The 16954-nt window shown below is 43.6% G+C and carries 19 protein-coding genes; 10 read left to right on the top strand and 9 right to left on the bottom strand.

What is annotated here, in order from left to right; all coding sequences use genetic code 11:
- Positions 1–248: 248 nt before the first annotated feature.
- From msrB to EXU85_RS22565, 5 genes are all read right to left on the bottom strand, one after another.
- On the bottom strand, positions 249–719 hold the full coding sequence (gene msrB / locus EXU85_RS22585; protein WP_142774259.1) for a peptide-methionine (R)-S-oxide reductase MsrB: 471 nt from the start codon (positions 717–719) through the stop codon (positions 249–251).
- Between the two features lie 192 nt (positions 720–911).
- Complete coding sequence (locus tag EXU85_RS22580) at positions 912–2471, bottom strand: hypothetical protein (RefSeq protein WP_142774258.1); 1560 nt, start codon at positions 2469–2471, stop codon at positions 912–914.
- 119 nt (positions 2472–2590) lie between these two features.
- The gene (locus EXU85_RS22575) at positions 2591–3424 is read right to left on the bottom strand and encodes an anti-sigma factor domain-containing protein (RefSeq protein ID WP_142774257.1); all 834 of its coding nucleotides are present in this window, start codon (positions 3422–3424) and stop codon (positions 2591–2593) included.
- Positions 3425–3443: 19 nt separating this feature from the next.
- A complete protein-coding gene (locus EXU85_RS22570; protein WP_142774256.1) occupies positions 3444–3995 on the bottom strand; it encodes an RNA polymerase sigma factor in 552 nt (183 codons plus the stop codon).
- Between the two features lie 216 nt (positions 3996–4211).
- Complete coding sequence (locus EXU85_RS22565) at positions 4212–5183, bottom strand: fasciclin domain-containing protein (protein ID WP_246859201.1); 972 nt, start codon at positions 5181–5183, stop codon at positions 4212–4214.
- A 277-nt stretch (positions 5184–5460) separates the two neighbouring features.
- Here EXU85_RS22565 and EXU85_RS22560 point away from each other — a divergent pair, with 277 nt between their 5' ends.
- Positions 5461–6996 carry an aldehyde dehydrogenase family protein gene (locus EXU85_RS22560; protein ID WP_142774254.1) on the top strand — a complete coding sequence of 512 codons (1536 nt, stop codon included), beginning with the start codon at positions 5461–5463 and terminating at the stop codon, positions 6994–6996.
- Positions 6997–7113: 117 nt separating this feature from the next.
- On the opposite strand, the gene EXU85_RS22555 is transcribed toward EXU85_RS22560, so the two are convergent.
- Positions 7114–7362 carry a helix-turn-helix domain-containing protein gene (locus EXU85_RS22555; RefSeq protein WP_142774253.1) on the bottom strand — a complete coding sequence of 83 codons (249 nt, stop codon included), beginning with the start codon at positions 7360–7362 and terminating at the stop codon, positions 7114–7116.
- A gap of 67 nt (positions 7363–7429) precedes the next feature.
- Between EXU85_RS22555 and EXU85_RS22550 the strand changes: the two genes are divergently transcribed.
- From EXU85_RS22550 to EXU85_RS22535, 3 genes are all read left to right on the top strand, one after another.
- Positions 7430–7996 carry a GIY-YIG nuclease family protein gene (locus tag EXU85_RS22550; protein ID WP_142774252.1) on the top strand — a complete coding sequence of 189 codons (567 nt, stop codon included), beginning with the start codon at positions 7430–7432 and terminating at the stop codon, positions 7994–7996.
- 81 nt (positions 7997–8077) lie between these two features.
- Positions 8078–9241, top strand: coding sequence for a site-specific integrase (locus tag EXU85_RS22545; RefSeq protein ID WP_142774251.1), 1164 nt, complete (start codon positions 8078–8080; stop codon positions 9239–9241).
- 590 nt (positions 9242–9831) lie between these two features.
- The gene (locus EXU85_RS22535) at positions 9832–10389 is read left to right on the top strand and encodes a hypothetical protein (protein ID WP_142774249.1); all 558 of its coding nucleotides are present in this window, start codon (positions 9832–9834) and stop codon (positions 10387–10389) included.
- Between the two features lie 14 nt (positions 10390–10403).
- Here the strand turns inward: EXU85_RS22535 and EXU85_RS35460 are convergent, their stop codons facing one another.
- On the bottom strand, positions 10404–10577 hold the full coding sequence (locus tag EXU85_RS35460) for a hypothetical protein (RefSeq protein WP_168207849.1): 174 nt from the start codon (positions 10575–10577) through the stop codon (positions 10404–10406).
- A gap of 617 nt (positions 10578–11194) precedes the next feature.
- Here EXU85_RS35460 and EXU85_RS22530 point away from each other — a divergent pair.
- The 5 genes from EXU85_RS22530 (at position 11195) to EXU85_RS22510 (ending at position 14438) form a co-directional block, all read left to right on the top strand.
- On the top strand, positions 11195–11641 hold the full coding sequence (locus tag EXU85_RS22530; protein WP_142774248.1) for a toxin-antitoxin system YwqK family antitoxin: 447 nt from the start codon (positions 11195–11197) through the stop codon (positions 11639–11641).
- A 384-nt stretch (positions 11642–12025) separates the two neighbouring features.
- A complete protein-coding gene (locus EXU85_RS22525; RefSeq protein WP_142774247.1) occupies positions 12026–12622 on the top strand; it encodes a hypothetical protein in 597 nt (198 codons plus the stop codon).
- Between the two features lie 570 nt (positions 12623–13192).
- Positions 13193–13582 carry a hypothetical protein gene (locus tag EXU85_RS22520; protein ID WP_142774246.1) on the top strand — a complete coding sequence of 130 codons (390 nt, stop codon included), beginning with the start codon at positions 13193–13195 and terminating at the stop codon, positions 13580–13582.
- On the top strand, positions 13579–13977 hold the full coding sequence (locus tag EXU85_RS22515; RefSeq protein ID WP_142774245.1) for a helix-turn-helix transcriptional regulator: 399 nt from the start codon (positions 13579–13581) through the stop codon (positions 13975–13977). The genes EXU85_RS22520 and EXU85_RS22515 overlap by 4 nt, the downstream gene beginning before the upstream one ends.
- Positions 13978–13982: 5 nt before the next feature.
- A complete protein-coding gene (locus EXU85_RS22510) occupies positions 13983–14438 on the top strand; it encodes a hypothetical protein (RefSeq protein ID WP_142774244.1) in 456 nt (151 codons plus the stop codon).
- Between the two features lie 470 nt (positions 14439–14908).
- On the opposite strand, the gene EXU85_RS22505 is transcribed toward EXU85_RS22510, so the two are convergent.
- Complete coding sequence (locus tag EXU85_RS22505; RefSeq protein WP_246859646.1) at positions 14909–15265, bottom strand: type II toxin-antitoxin system VapC family toxin; 357 nt, start codon at positions 15263–15265, stop codon at positions 14909–14911.
- A gap of 24 nt (positions 15266–15289) precedes the next feature.
- Positions 15290–15523: a DUF2281 domain-containing protein gene (locus EXU85_RS22500; protein WP_246859200.1), complete on the bottom strand. Its 234-nt coding sequence runs from the start codon at positions 15521–15523 to the stop codon at positions 15290–15292.
- Positions 15524–16460: 937 nt separating this feature from the next.
- Between EXU85_RS22500 and EXU85_RS22495 the strand changes: the two genes are divergently transcribed.
- A complete protein-coding gene (locus EXU85_RS22495) occupies positions 16461–16892 on the top strand; it encodes a hypothetical protein (protein ID WP_142774241.1) in 432 nt (143 codons plus the stop codon).
- Positions 16893–16954 lie beyond the last annotated feature (62 nt).

Raw genomic sequence — 16954 nt, 5'->3', positions numbered from 1 at the left:
CTCCCGACAATCAGCCTCCTCTACAGGAGAAAATCAACTGGGTCAATCCAGTCCAAGTGTCAAAGATAACGTATTTTCAGCCTCTATGATACATAAAAGCCGGACTGTGTGTGCAGCCCGGCTGGTTATTATGTGATGGGAAGAAAGGAGTAGATGGAGTAAGGGGACGAGCGATATCAAGGAATACAGCTGTCATTGTATTTTCCCTCTCGTCCCCCTACCCCTGCTACTCCTTTTTTCTTCTCGTTCTATTTTTTCTCAAATGTCATAGCTACCCCATTCATACAATACCGAAGGCCGGTAGGTTTGGGGCCATCGTTAAACACGTGGCCTAAATGTCCTCCGCACACGCTACATAAAACTTCGGTGCGGACCATGCCATAGGATTTGTCGGAATCCTCCTTAACGGCCGTTTTCGAGATCGGGGTATAAAAGCTTGGCCAGCCCGTACCCGAATTGAATTTTGTATCAGATGAGAACAGGGGATTGTGGCAACCGGCGCAATAGAACGTACCATGGTCGTGAATATCGTTCAGGGGGCTGGTGAAGGCCCGTTCGGTGCCATGTTCGCGCAGAACGGCGTATTGATCTGGGGTCAGAATCTTTTTCCATTCTGCATTGGTTTTTACCACTTTTTTAGGTGGGGTGTCATCTGCAATACGGAAGCCCATACCTGCCAGTAAACAGGCTGTCAATAAAAGAAGCAGGGTATTTTTCATTGGTTTATGTTTTAAATGTGTCGAGCCTGTATGATCCGTAACTAACGCTATGGCTACATACGGCCTTACCTTAATATACGTTAAATAAGGAGTATTAAGTTTTGAGATTACTGTATTTATAACAAAAGTTAGGAAAAAGTGATTCTTTTAGGAGTACTGGATAGGAGTAAGTTTTTTTTAGCGTTCATGAACTCAATTGAGTTGTACTATAAATAAGGGGCCCTTTGAGTCTTGTATCCAATACGATGTATTCATTGATGCTGAATAAATTGCTGTGGCTGGAGAAAATAACGTTTGGTAAAAACTATCTGTATGTAATGGATAAATAGCTATTTTTTTATCTACTTTAGATACCACATAATAATCATTAAAAGCTAGCCTAATTGGATTAATTGTAATGACATTGTTTACTATAAAAGAAAACGTGTTTATATACTGTTTAGCATTGACTTGCAAAATCATTTTCTTGCATTTTTCCTCTACGCCCTCAGGAGGTATATACTGACCAGAAGCGTATAGTTTGCGCCAATGGTCAGCGTAATAGTTTGCAGTAAAAGGTGGAGATACATCTAGAATATCACTGTACTTCCAATTGAAAAAATGAGCGAATAGTAGGCGTGTATGGCTTTTAAACTGACCATTGTAGCGGCTATAACTGACTATCCAAAAAAGTAAACTGGAGAATAAAATTGCTCTAAAAAACGATCTGTATTTGTAAATATAGTCAATCAATAAGCTATATATTAAAGAAATAGATAAAGCAGAATATATCTTGTAACGGCTCACTACTAAAACACTACCTGGATCTCGACCAAGGCTTATAGCGGCAATGGTTAGAAAAATAAAGGCTAAACAAGATAGGAAAAATAATTGCCTGTTATTGACTTCAATAGGCTGTAGGATAAGCCTATAATAACTTATTGCTGTAAAAAATAGTATTAATAACCATCCTAAAACTAATGATAGGATAGGAACGGTTTGTGTATAAATAATTCCACCTACTAGGCTAATAAATGTAGCTGTAAATTTGATAATATGAAACGACTCCTGAAATCCTTTTCCGGTGTTTTCGTCTAACGAGAACCCTTGCCAGTAAAAGAAAGCAGTGCCGCATCCCGCTAAAATCCAAATTGCACTACTATACAAATCTCTTTTATAAAAAAGTAAAATTATGCCAATGATAAACACATATAGACCATTTACGCTTGTGAAGGCTGCCAAAACAGCAATCAGTAAAGCTAATAGGTTATTTTTTGTATAGATTAATACGTAAAATGATAGCGATGAAAGAACAAGAACGCCAATATTTTGGATAGACGCCATCCCCCAATACATAAGTTCATAATGCATAGGCTGGAGCGCAAAAAATAACACAGGTATGAAAAATAGTATGTTATAATTTGTAAAGCCAGATTTAAAATATAGATAAAGAACAGGGAAGATTAATGCATTGCCCACTACTATCCACCACATGACATTTACATGCTGATCTTGAATGTAGTAGAGTACTATAATGATGAGACGAGGAATAACTAATCGATGCTCATTATGAAGCGAAAAAAGAGTTTTAATCTTTAAAGTCCAATCGAGCTCGTGATGGATGTCGTAAAGAGATGAAAGTAGAGCTAAATCATCGGTAAAAGGAATATTTTCTGCATTAATTGCGATCGTTGAGAAATACAGAATCCCCACAAATATACATGCAATAAGCCATTTTAGGCGCCAGAGGGAAATAAGTAACTTATTTTTCATAGAGGATTAGAAGGCAATAATCCTCAATAATTTCCATTAAACCAAATAGCAAAAAAAGGTACACTAAACTAAGCGTTTGGTGTACCTAACCATAAAAACAAAAAAATAGAGAGTCTTATTTAGGAGTTTACAGTTGCCAGGGCTAGTAGCGTCGACAGGGTAGGTGTGGGGCTTCCCCCGCGGTTTTCAACTGTCACCGCAAATGCATCGGCCCGACTTACAGAGCGGTTCAGGCGTTGTATAACCGCAGTGCCATTTGTGGCTTCAAACACACCTGCATCGACCGGTTTTCCGTTAACCATCGACCAGAGCTGATATTGTTTATCGGAGGGTAAAGAGGGTAGTGAACGAACATCGACCGCTACCTGGTGCGTTCGGGTATTCCAGAGAACGAGCATGGTTCCCTGCGGTGCTTTCTCATTCCCCCTGAGTTCCAGTGTTCGCAGGCCAGGTTGGCGTAATAGCGCTAATGCCTGACTAGCCTGGTTCTGATTATCACGAAGTTGGCGCATTTCCGACTGAAGCGTCTCATTTGCGGTTCGGGTGGCGGCCAGCGTTTTTTGATTCGTCCGTAATTGCGAAAGCAGGAATAAGGAAAATAGTAATAATAGTAGACCCATCGATGCAGCAACGACCCAGGTAGCCCGAAACGCTAGTCCTGTAGTAGTTTCGCCCGCAGTCATATCAACTGGCATTGGCCGAATGATCGTTTCTTTTTCAATAGGCTTCTCAAAATCAAGTTGCTGAAGCAACTTATCTTTTACGGAAGCCGGGGGCTCGACACTATGCAACAGGGCGTAGTTTTCGAGTGCTTCTGATAATTGGTCAAGTTCGTGCCGTATATCAGGATAAATAGACGATAGGCACTCGACCTCGCGTCGCTCCTGGTCGCTCACCGCTCCCATGACGTAAGACTCTAAGATACCAGACGCTATGTACTCCGTGACGTTCATAATCAATAAATTACGTTCATTATTTGAAGAGTTGTTTCAGTTCCTGTAGGGCAGCCCGGACCCGGGTTTTAACCGTTCCGAGGGGTAAGTTTAATTTTTCGGCAGCTTCTTCGTGGGTGTATCCGCCAAAGTATACCAGATCAATGAGCTGTTTGCGCTCAGGTCTTAACTGATTCACTACATCCTTAATGCCAATATGCTCTGGATTTGGTTGCTCCGTGTTATGCTGGCGATCAACAATATGTACGTTCTCTTCATCAGTTCGGATTGCTGCGGTAGGTTGAGTTTTGCGGGCACGTAACGAGTCGATGGCTGTATTACGGGCAACGTTCAGCATCCAGGTAAACAAACGGCCTTTGCTGGAATCATATGCATCCAGGTTTTTCCAGATCTTAACGAAAATGTCCTGAAGGAGGTCGGCTGCCTGTTCATCATCGCGCACGATACGCAACACAACACCATAAAGAGCCGGTGAATACTGATCGTAGAGCCATTGAAAGGCCTGCTGATCGCGCTGGATAAGCTTTTCGATCAGGACACTTTCTGACACTAAAGAGGACTGGCGTTTCACGCAGAAGGTATTAAGTTGGTCAAATATAGAGAGAATTTTAAAAAATGAACGGACTGCTATACGTCAACGATCATTATAAAACCAGGAAAACAGTGATTTTCCCTGGTAAATCAAACCGTATAATGAAATCGGTGCAAATGGCGTTGCACCGATTTCATTACAACAATAACTTATTTACACATTGTAAACCCATTATGTTTTTGTTTTAGGTGTTTTTTAACGGAAATCAGCTACACCCCCTTTGGGCATAAGTACGTTATCAACACCATATACCATTCCGTTGGCCTGAGGATAATCGGTATTGTCAATATGGATGGTACCGCCCTGCTCATCCGTTAAGGAAAGTTGCCCATTTTCTGCAGCGCGAGCCGTGAGTACACCACCAGCAACTGTTTTTAGCTGTGCCTGCCCATTTCCTGCTTTAATTTGACGGGTTAGTTCATCTCTGCTTAACGACCCATTGATCAGGTGATAGGACAAGAGCTGCTTTACGGCTGCCCGGTTATTGCCGTCCAGCAGGCCCGCCTGAATGGCAGGGGGCAATTTCTTGAACGCATTATTCATTGGAGCAAACAGGGTATAGGGACCACTACCTTTCAGCATGTCGAACAAATCAGATGACTGAAGAACATTCTGAAGCGTTGTGTAATTGGGTGATGAGGCCATGAAATCGCCGATGCTGGTATTTCGAACCGTACTGCCTGCTTTAATCGCTGGTGTTTCGGTTGTTCTGGCACCTTTTACCGCTTCAATAGCCCCAGCATTGGCGTTAACGTTGTTTACGGCAGGTTGCCCAGTGGGCTGGCTTGTTTTACTACCAGCGGTATTTGGATTGCTGCCAACGCCGGTTGGCGCATTGGTAGCATTGTTGCTATTGTAATTGGTTAGATTACTGTTATTCATCGTAGTGCCGTCGCTGGTAGAGCTCTGCCGATAACGCGCATCCTGGGGCGACGTATTGGTAGTACCGTTAGCAGTTGCCTTCGCATTCTGATTCAGTAGTCGCCGTGACTGTTTCATGGCTTTTTTCTGGCTACGAGATGCTGCTTTTGAGGACATGGAATCCGGGGCAATGGCGCCTTGCGGGTACGTTGTTGGCGAGATGGTTCCGGTGGGCGTTGTCTGAGCCCAGGTGGCGGTAGTAGCCAGTGCGATTCCTATCGCAAACAGGCCGAAAAATTGGTTCATTTTCATAACGTTGGGTTAGAATGCTGATGACTATGATTTTTATGATTAGGTATGATTTTTTTAATACGGTTGACAACGATTCTGCCTTTTTGATGAAATTTTAAAAATCATAATTAATCATATGGATCATAAAAATCGGCGGTCTATATGTTTTATAAGGGTGACCAAGTATCCCATTTCAACCAATTTTGGTGCAAAAAGTTTGTAAGTCGATGTGCATTGTTTGCGTAAAGGCCGGTAGATTTGCCCGCGTCTCAACAAACCACAAACGGATCTTATGCAGTCGATTCTTCCGCTGCCCATGCAGCCCATTAAGCCCGGTACCAGTACCGGTCAGGTTTTCTGGCCAACCGAAATTACGAGTAGTCATCAGCCTCTTGCATCGTACTCGCCTGCCGACGGACAACTCATTGCCCGTGTTCATGTATCGACCCGGGCCGATTATGACCGAGTTGTTGAAGCGGCCCAAACTGCTTTTGCTGAGTGGCGACTGGTTCCTGCGCCACGTCGGGGCGAAATTGTACGGCAGATGGGCGAACAATTTCGGCGCTATAAGCGCGAATTAGGCACGTTGGTTAGCTACGAAATGGGTAAATCACTTCAGGAAGGCCTGGGTGAAGTGCAGGAAATCATTGACATCTGCGACTTCGCCGTTGGGCAGTCGCGTCAGCTCTATGGCTTGTCGATGCACTCGGAGCGGCCCGCCCATCGAATGCTGGAGCAGTGGCAGCCACTGGGCATTGTTGGGATTATTTCGGCCTTTAATTTTCCGGTAGCTGTTTGGTCCTGGAATGCCATGCTGGCCTGGGTTTGTGGGGATGTATGCATCTGGAAACCATCCGAAAAAGCCCCGTTGACTGCTCTAGCCTGCCAGCAGATTATTGGTGAGGTATTGCGTAACAACGATGTGCCCGAAGGCGTATCCTGCCTGGTTACGGGTGGGCACGATGTGGGTGAGTGGCTAGCCCGCGATCCACGCATTGCTCTGGTATCGGCAACGGGGAGCACCCGCATGGGGAAAGCCGTAGCCGAAGCCGTGGCCGGACGATTGGGTAAAACCCTACTCGAACTGGGTGGTAATAATGCAATCATCGTTTCAGAACATGCCGATCTGGATCTGGCCATACCGGCTATTGTGTTTGGAGCCGTAGGTACAGCCGGGCAACGCTGCACCAGCACCCGCCGTATTATTGTCCAGGAAAGTATCTACGACGATGTGAAAAATCGACTCAGGAAGGCGTACGCCCAATTGCGCATTGGTAATCCGCTCGATGAGTCATTCCATGTAGGACCCGTAATTGATCAGTTGGCGGTTACTGGTTATCAGGCAGCGGTCAACGAAATACGTGAATTAGGTGGGCGTTTTGTGGTCGAACCTGGTGTGATCGAGGGCCTAGGCTTTGAATCGGGCTGTTATGTTAAGCCATGTATTGCTGAAGCGAAAAATAGCTGGCCCGTGGTACAGCGCGAAACCTTTGCGCCTATTCTTTATCTGCTTAAATACAGCACGTTAGCCGATGCCATTGCGCAGCAGAATGGCGTACCTCAGGGGTTATCCTCTGCTATTTTTACCCTAAACCTGCGTGAAGCCGAGCAATTCCTTTCGGCGGTCGGCTCCGACTGTGGGATTGCCAACGTGAACATCGGTACCTCGGGTGCCGAAATTGGGGGTGCCTTCGGAGGGGAAAAAGAAACCGGCGGTGGTCGTGAATCGGGTTCCGATGCCTGGAAAGCCTATATGCGTCGGCAAACCAACACCATTAACTATGGTACCACCATGCCCCTGGCTCAGGGTATTACGTTTGAATTGTAGATGGGTGTAGTAGTGGAGTTGGTGGAATAAGTGGCGTAGGTGGAGTAAGTGCAGTGATCGTGTAGGGCTTTGGCTAATTGACTCACTTCACATACTGCACTCACTCCACCTACTCCACTACTTTTCTACCACTGCTTTTCCCTCGCCTGTGAGTACATACCTCATATTCATGGTTGGGAATTTACTCGCTATTTCGGCCAGCGACTCGCTGCTAAGGTAGGTTTTGTTGCCGATATGCCGGTAGAATTTTTCCCGGCTATACCCCAATTCTTTCGCCAATCGATAGACCGTCATATCCTGTGCGGCCAGGGCTTCTTTGAGCCATTTCCCCTGAATACTATTCTTTTTTTCTCGTCGTCCAGCCATAAAACAAAGGTAAAAAATATATGTATTTTTTGTTGTATATAAGTATTGTTTGTAGTATATTTAATACATGAAAATCACCGAAAAAACACCTCAAAAGTGCCTTGATTTAGGGCAAATTCTGGATGGTACGGCGCTGTTTCAGCCTCATCCCTGCATCTATTATTTGATGAATGCCAACAATGAAGTTGTCTATATTGGCCAGGCCATAAATCTTCATGCACGGCTATTGGAACACCGATGTGCGGGTATCGACTTCGTCCGATTTCGCTATCATACGTGTGAGGCTAGTGACCTGGACCGACTGGAGCAGGAGGCCATTGCGCGCTACAAACCCATACTCAGCAAGCCTCCGAAAGCCATATCGACATCTGGGTTTTTGAGCAAACAATTGATCTGTCTGAAACACAACATCACCCCCATTGCCTTTGACCGACTTCGGGAGGCTTTTAAACTATACCCAGCTTGTTCATTTGGAAATGCAAAATATTATAAGCCCGAGGATGTGGAGGCCTGGGTCAGGCGCTTCAAAGGGCTGGTGGTATCGGGGCGGCATGTATTGCAGGCCAAACCAACGTATCTGGCCGTTGGGATCAGCACCCGAACCAAGCAGATTCAGCTATACACAAAACAATAGGCAGAGAATATGTGAGCCTAAACAATTCCGTGACGAATACGGGCTTTTGGCGTCCGTGGAACTGTAAAAGCCCGTATTCGTATGGTAACGATTCGTATTGATGATAAAGATGCTTCGTTGTTGGCGGTTTCCTTTCCGGAAGACCCCGTTGGCAATAATCTGATTCGTGAAATTCCGGGCAGACGATGGAGCTATTCGCGTCGATGCTGGCTTATGCCAAACACGCGGGCGGCTGTTGTTCAGTTGGGCCAGTTGTTTGGGAAGGATTATTGCCGGTTCGATGAAGCCGTAGTGCGACTTTATAAGCCAACTGCTACAGCTGTCGAGGTTGAGAAAGCCACAAATCCTGCTTGGCCACCGGGTGTACAACGGTTACCTTTTCGCCATGTTCCATGCTTGGGGGAGTATGACCGACATCCGGTTATCGTGGCCGTTTGCGATACGTTGCGTGTTCGGGACTATAGTTACAAAACACTTAAAAACTATAAACAGGCCCTTGTTGCCTTGATTCGCTACGTTGTTCCTAAACCAATTGATCAACTGACCAAGTTTCAGTATCAAACGTACCTGTTGTTTCTAATTGAGAAGAAACGGTTGAGCAGTTCAACGATTAATGTGCACATCAATGCGTACAAGTTTTACTGCGAAAAAGTCCTTCAACGAGATAAAGAGTTTTATGCTATTGAGTACCCACGAAAGCCAACTAAACTTCCCATTGTATACAGCGTGGCTGAAGTGAAAGCGATATTCAGTGCAACAACCAGTTTGAAGTATAGAACTCTTTTCAAATTGGTGTATGCCACCGGCTTGCGAATAAGTGAGGTAGCTCATCTGCGTGTAAAGGACCTTGATTACAACAGAAGGCTCCTCAATGTCCGGGCTGGGAAAGGCAAAAAAGACCGGGTGGTCATGTTGACGGATAAACTGGAAATCGCTATCAACGAATATTTGACGCACTATAAGCCCACAATCTTTCTATTTGAAGAAGTAGATAACGGAGAACCTATTGCCAACCGTACTATTCAACAGGTTTACAGTGATGCGGTTCGATTTGCTGGAATTTCAAAAAAGGGTGGTATCCATACCCTACGTCATAGTTTCGCTACACATCTACTCGAATCGGGGCTTGATATTCGATACATTCAGCAATTATTAGGGCATGAGAGTGTCTTGACGACTATGCGGTATACCCATGTGACGGCCGATAAGATTAGTACGCTTAGGAGTCCGCTGGATGATCTATAATTGGCTGCTCACATGAGCTAGATCTTCGGAGAAGTGGCCGAAGTTGTGATAAGCTATAGAATTTACGCTTCAATACATACCCTTGGGTAGTGCCAATAACGACTCGTTTATTAATTTTCACCTGTCCTCGTGAGTCGAAACGGTATAATTGCTTATCGTGTCCAAAGAAATAATTTGGAAAGCCCTGAATATCCCAAACTCGGTCAACCAGGTGCATAAAAGAAACTTTTTTTGCCATATTGATTGCAAAAATAGAGCAGTGTATCTAATCTTGTGTAACTTTTTTTTAATTATTTGTTTATAATTGCATAGGTATTATTTCGTAGGGTAACGCTTAATATTAATTTGCTGTTTATCAATAGTTTGATATTAAGTGGAGTTGCGTACAATACTATGTTGGGTGCATAGCCAAAAAGTAAAGTGTGTTTGCGGGCCTCGTGCGACAGTCAGCGCGTCTCGGGAGTTAGGCTTTGGGCTTCCATTTCCCGGTTGCGTGTGACAATGCGAACGCCCCAGTTAGGCAAGTTTAAGTCTCCATTTCTAGGTTACGGCTGACAAAGTGAACGTCTCAACAGGTATCCTAATAATTTATGAGAACAGTCAACCTTATATTGGTGACATTGATTGTGACAGGACCTCTGAGCTTGAAGCTGCCTTCTAATCCCATAACCGTCAAAGGACATGTCATAAATAATTACAAAGACAGCCGGGTTTATGTTGCAGGCTTATCAATGTTCGTAAAAGTAAGCGGCCGAATTGTCAGTCAATCTACTACTGATAGCAATGGGGATTTTTCGTTGCGGTTTACGCCCACAGATAAGTCGAGTGATTTTTATTGCGCTGGTGTTGGCACTGATACACTTTTATTAGATTCAATAGAGCGAATTGAAAAAGACAACGTTGAGCTAACGTTTCACATACCTAACGCTGTGAAAAAAGATGCATTCGGAAAAGTATACTGCCCTAAATGCAAACGAACGAACAAGGTTTATCCAATCTGTTATTGTGATCCACCAATAACCGTAAGGAGAATTAGCAGTACAGGCGACACAACATATAGCCGTATTTATAAAGGAGAGTATCAAGCTGGAACCGATGTTGTAGGAGCAGCAAAATATTATTGTGACAGAGACAAGGTGCAGTTTTAGGCAGCTATGTAATATTACTCGCTCCGCGTAGGGTAGCTTCCCGTCGACAGGAAGCACGTCCCGAGGGCAAGCGGGGCAGCCCAACCAAACGAGGGTGTAAAGGTTGACGTTACGTCCGTTGTTCGGAGTTGTTCGCTCACCATCAACCCCTGTGGTCGTTGGGTGCGGGTCCATAAATTAGTTTCCATTTCGGCGTTTCGGTCGACAGGCCGCACGTCTCGGAGCTTAGACTTTTACTTGTTTGGCGGGTTCCGTGCGACATCATGTACGCCTGAGCTAGGGTGCTTTTTGGGTCGCCTGCGACAGCAGAAACGCCCCGGTTAGGAAGCCAAAAATGTGTTTGGTACGTAGCGTGTGACATGGGAAGCGTGCTGGTTAGGTGAGTTGAAAAAACCGAATTTCATTACGTAGCGTCTGGCTTCGCGCTGGTCTTGCATCGGATGTTGTGCGTTGTTGTCCGCTCCGCGGCTGTCACCCTTTCGGGCGACAGGGGGCTCGCCGGCAGGGAAGGCGGGGCAGCCCAACCAAACAGGGGTGTAAAGGCAGGGCGTTACGTTCGTGATTTGAGCCGGTTTTAGGGGCCATCAGCCCCTGTGGTCGTTGGGTGAACTAGCCAAGATGTGATTCAAAGTCCAGCTTTCGGGCGACAAGGAGCACGTCTCATAGACAGGGCTGTTTGGCTCGTTAGGCAGCTTCGGTCGACACAAGAAATGCCTCAGCTAATGCGGCCGGGCAATCGTTTGGTCAGTTCTCCCCGACAAATTGGCCGCTAGACAGTAAAACTTTAATAAGTAAAATATCCACGATGTTGAAAGTTACAGGGGTTTTATTGTTTGTTTGTCTAGTCATGGCCTGTGACAATTCAAGCCAGATTTCAAAGGCCATTAGTGTTGTGCTAGTTAAATTCAAGGCAGAGAACGGTAAGATTAGAGCGAGAGGAATCTTGGTCAATAATAAGAAACAAGGATTATGGAATGAGTTTGAAGCTGATGGGAGTCTTTATTTACAATGTCAATATCTAAATGATACACTGAACGGGGAGTGTTTGGGTTACTTCTCAAATGGCAATCCCAATATCACCGGCTATTATAAAAAAGGGATACGAGATAGCTTGTGGTCCTTTTATTATGACAATGGTCAAGTTCGAAAAAAAGGGTTATTCAGAAATGATAAACCGGCAGGCCAATGGGCATATTTTTCAAAAAACGGCAAACAGGTAGATTCTAGCGAATTCGTTTATCTTTACAAGTAGGGCCAGCTTTCGGGGGACAGGAAGCGCGTCCCGAAGGAAAGTGGGGCAGCCCAACCAAACGAGGGTGTAAAGGTTGGAAGTGGTTTCAGTTTAGGTATGTAGCGTGCTCATCCATCAGCCCTCGCGGGCGTTGGGTGCGGGTCCATGCTGGGAGTCAAAGGCGGGTTACCTGCGACAGGGCGCACGTCCAAAAGGTGAGGCTTTTTGCTCGTTCGGCGGGTTGCGTGTGACAGGTTGAACGCTCCGACAAGCCAGTGTTAGTAGACTTTTTAGCAATTCATCAATATGAAAAAATATTTATTAGTTGCCACTGGTGTTATCAGCTTTGATACGATAACTAAGTTCTTAGCTTTCGCCTTCCTACCTTAACCTTATAATGAGTATGTGAACGTTTTAGGAGAAACACTTCGGTTCTATCTCACTTACAACACAGGTGCGTCAGGCACAAAAGCACAAGAGATGGCAGGGCAGTTTCTGAATCCGAATTTATACTTGCTACTAGTTGGATGCTTTGGAACGTTTGCAGGTATAGCCATAATTTTTACCCGTAATCATAGCTTTAAGCTTTGGCAGAAAATATTGATACCTATCTTGGTTTTAGTCGCGTTCGGTTTTATTATTGATATAGTAGCAAATTCTCTGTTTTATGTACCGAGTAATCATTTCGTTTCTTGGTTTACAAAGCTTGGTGGTAGCGTTTTCTTTTTAGGCTTTATCGTACTGGTTAAAGACGATTGGCTTAGATTGGCATTGACGGGCTGTTTATCCTGTGGAATTAGTAATCTTCTTAGCCATTTCTATTCGCCCTTTGCCATCGTAGACTTTATATACTCTCCATTTCTACATGAATGGCTCCATCTCAATATATGCAACATTGCGGATATCCTTGTCGACATTTTTTTAATTTTAGCAATTCTACGCTTTGCTGTATTGATGGTGAGTAAAGCTCGTCAAAAAATTGTCACCGAGCGGTTCTACTAATGCAGTAAGAGATAGGGCTAATAAGATTTGGTAAAAGCGGATTATTCGTTGTGCTTCGCTTCGCGTGGGCAGGCTTCCGCTGACAAGAAGCACGTCCCGAAGGCAGGTCGCAGCCCAACCAAATGAGTGTGTAAAGGTTCAGGTACGTTCGTTTGATCGAATTTGTGTGCTCACCATCAACACTCATTGGCGTTGGGTGGGCACCAAGCCGTTGCTACGCGCACCCAACAAATCATTGTACGTCTTTCTCTCTGTTCATTTGCGGGCTAAATCCGGCAGCCAGCCGGGTAAGTATGCCGTCTTGTTAGCTTTCTGTCTATTACCCTGCTAAATCCGGCAGGGTATTGTTTTATATGCGGAGTTGGCATTAAGCCGTCTTGAGTACATATCTTGTATCACTCGCTTTGATACTAAGCTCTGACGCGGGCTTGGGTATTATAGAGTATATGATGTTAAAAACTTACCATTTAATCAAATGGAATGACTTAATAGGTAAAGCTATGGTAATAATCATACTATTGTAACACCGTTGAGTAGCTTATATATTGGTATAGTTATTGCTAAACTATTATGCGTACATTTGCGTTAAAAAAGTTGGAAGTTGCTGCCGGTAGGGTTAAATTCTATCAGATAGTGATTGATAATGAGGATATTACAAAAGAGTTTAAAGAAAAATTAAAAAACAACAAAGCTCTCGAAAGTCAGTATAAACGAATCTTTGCTATAATTTCAATGCTTTCAAACGAAGAGCGGGTATCTGGCGATCTTAACCATCCCATGAAAGACTCTACCCCTGGCGGCTCCGAGCACGAGATTACAACTGACGGACTAAGGGCATATTATTTTAAACATACAGATGGAAAGGTAATTGTACACTTTGGGCTTAAGAAGACCCAGAAGCAAGATATTGAAACATTTAGAAACCTAAAACGCGAGTTTTTACAAACCCTATCAAAATGAAACGCGACGAGCTATTAAAATCAGACGAATACTGGATTTTGAAAATCCAAATGGGACTCTTTGCCGCAATGGAAGATTATATGCTTGAAAAGGGACTTAATAAAACCCAGCTTGCCCAAGAGTTAGGGGTAACAAAAGGATATGTTTCTCAAGTATTATCAGGAAATTTTGACCATCGTATTAGCAAGATGGTTAATCTAGCCTTGAAGGTTGGGCGTGTACCTGAAATTGATTTTAAAAGTATAAATAAGGTAATTTATGATGATTCCTTAAAATATAAAGGCAAGGAAAATAATTATCACACCCTTTTGAGAAGCCATTTGGATGTACATGACTATGGATTCCAGTACGGGGACACCCAAACTTATGAAAAAGTACTATACCATTTACAGTAAAATATATGGAAAGTGCAGAAAAAATATCAATTGAGTCAAATAACACTCGAATATTGAATATTCGTCATTTGAAACTAGCATTTGGAAATTTTGATATATCCGCTCATGGTAAACAGGAAAATGGGGTAATGGATTTTACCGTTACAGTAGAGCAAAAGAACGCGTTATCAAAAAAAAATAAGGGTATAGGTGTCTTGACGAACATTAAATTTAGCCATCCAGATACAAACGAATCTATAATAGACTATAGTAGTGAAATTGTTTATGAAATAGATTATTTTGACACTGTGATTACCAAATTGAATGGTAAAACAGAAATACATAAACCTTTTCTTAATTTTATCTATCTAATAAGCCTGTCAACAGCAAGAGGTTTATTATATGAAAAGTTATCAAATTCTCCTTATAATAAAGTTTTTTTGCCCATTCTTGAACTTGAACATTTATACAGGGAAAGATAAATTTACATTGACAAAAAAGCCCCTTCGGGTGAAGGGGATTTTTTTATTCCCCTAACACTTCCCCCAACACTCTATCCACAATCTTCTCGTTACTATCCCATTCTTCCTTCGTCATAGGCGTATACAGGTTCAATAGTAGTTCTTCCATAGTCTTATTGCTCAGTTAGCGAGTGAATCTTACAGGGTAGTTGGTAAGGGGTCCAGGGCTTTTGTCTATATGCCGTTTAAATCCAGCAGCCGACTTGGTGAGTTTGCGGAGTATGCACCCAACAACATGAGTGTGTAAATGTCTCCCTACGGTCGTCATCACACTCATTGTCGTTGGGTGGCCCGAACAGATATAAAAAATGAGTGTTAGTCCGGTCTCGGTCGACAGGCCGCCCGGCTCGCTAGGGTGGTTTTGGCTCTTGTGCCGGGTTCCAGTCGACAGGAGAAACTTGATAATTAGGTTACTGGATAAAGCGGCCTAATTACCAAACCCAATCAACGTCATACTGATGAATATGAGCATCAGCCGTAATGAACAACAGGTTTTCTATTATACTTTGGGCAATTAAGAGCCGGTCAAATGGGTCACGATGATGCATGGGTAAGGTGAGTAATTGGCTCGTGTGTTGAAACGTAACGGGTAACAACTCGAAACCATTTTGGTCAATCAAAGCCAGCAAGTTATTATAGCCAGGCTCAAAAGACAGGCTACCCAGCCGGATTTTGATGGCCATCTCCCAGAGTGAAGCGATGCTTACATAGGATATGTTAGCCGAATCGGTGATGAGTCGTCTAGCCTTTGCTGAAAGATTTGTTTCATTGCCGTTGAGAAACCAGATAAGAGTGTGGGTATCGAGAATTCATTATTGGTAATCAGCAAAATCGTCTAGTGGTTCATCAAAATTAGGACTCATTTGAAATTGGCCTTTAGCACTACCAAAGACGGGTGTTTTCCGTTCATGAGGCTTATCAGTTGCTTTTCGAGTAGCCAGAAAATCAACAAAATCAGCTACTTCCGCTTGATAAACAGGTGGTAATGTTTGATATTTCTGATATAGTTGGAAGTAAGTCATGAGTATATAATTAGTTTGGGCCATAACAAAGATAGTGAGTTTACTCGTTCGATGTGGCAGTCAGCTACGTTAGTGTGCTTAAGCTTATTGGTTAGGCCAACAAGCAAAGGGTGTAAAGGTAGGAACGACGTTTGGTGGTTTGAGTAATTCATTCATCCATCAGCCCTTTGGGTCGTTGGGTGGTCCAATTAAACAGAAAAGCGCGTATTCCGTCGCTTCGGCGGCAGGCTACACGTCTCAGAAGGTAGTATTTAGACTTCAATTTTTTGATTTCGGTCGACAACGTAAACACCCCGCTTTGGATAGGTTGGACGCCCGAGTTCGGCTCCTCGGCGACAGAGTAAATGCCCCAATAAAGTGACTTTTTCTTAACACTAAATTAGACAAATGAAAAGCCAGAAAATCCAAGAGATGAGCAATGAGGCTTTGCTCAAACGAAAGAAGACTACAGAATTTGTGACAGGCGTATTGTCCGGGATGCTAATTGTAGGGGTAGCTTTAGCAATATTTTTATGGGTTAAGCAGGGTTCTAGCGTTGCTCTCCCTCTACTTGTAACCTTTTTTGCCTTATCTCCTATTGTATGGATTAACATAACCGATTTACGTTCTGTCAAGCGAGAGTTACAGACTCGAAACGTAGCGGTTTAACTTCGCTCCACGCGGGTTAGTCAGGGTTTGGTTAATACAGGAAACGCCTTAACTGAGTCAAATTTAGAAGAAGAATATCGCGAACCTTATTGCTCTTGTTATGGAGCACTCACTGGTGTTGGGCCAATCGGTCAAATAAAAAATTTTGCTTCCAGGGTTACTTGTGCCAAAGCGCACGTCTTAGAAGGTAGGCTTTTAGCTGTCATTTCCAGTTTTCGTACGACAAAGGAGACACTCCGTTTAGGCGGGTTAGATCCGTTTTGCGATTTTCCTTTACTAGCACAGCCATCCCTACGAAAGTATAACCGTAACCATGCAGAATACGTTACTCTTGTTCGCTTTGCTGATGTTTAGCAAGGGATACGCACAAAATCAAACTTCGCCAGACACGATTCAGATTGTTAAGTCTCGATTCATTTTTAACAGATATGTTTACTTGCTAAACGGTAAGCCTATTGATATAGTCAAAATGGATTCGGTGTTCTTGAAATCAGGAAATTCAGAGGCCAGAAAATTTCAGAAAAAGGCAAAGCTGAATGCTTTTCTAAGCAAATCATTTGCCTGTCTGACAGGCGGTAGCATGGTTGCTATATATGCTGTTGGAAACAATAATTCATCTCTTTACCGAGTCGTAGCCAATATTTTCAGTGGCTCTTTTTACATAAGCATTTATAGTAGTTTACGGCGGACTTATGTCGAAAAGAAGGCTGTGCGGTTGTATAACAAAACCATCAATAAGCTTTAAAGAAATGGCTCGTTGAGTGAACTAAAACAAAGCACTTACTGGGCAGATTTTTGGCTGACAGG

Source organism: Spirosoma sp. KCTC 42546 (assembly GCF_006965485.1).
Lineage (GTDB): Bacteria > Bacteroidota > Bacteroidia > Cytophagales > Spirosomataceae > Spirosoma.
Note: the sequence above shows the minus strand (reverse complement) of the source record. Positions and strands in the feature narration are given on the sequence as shown.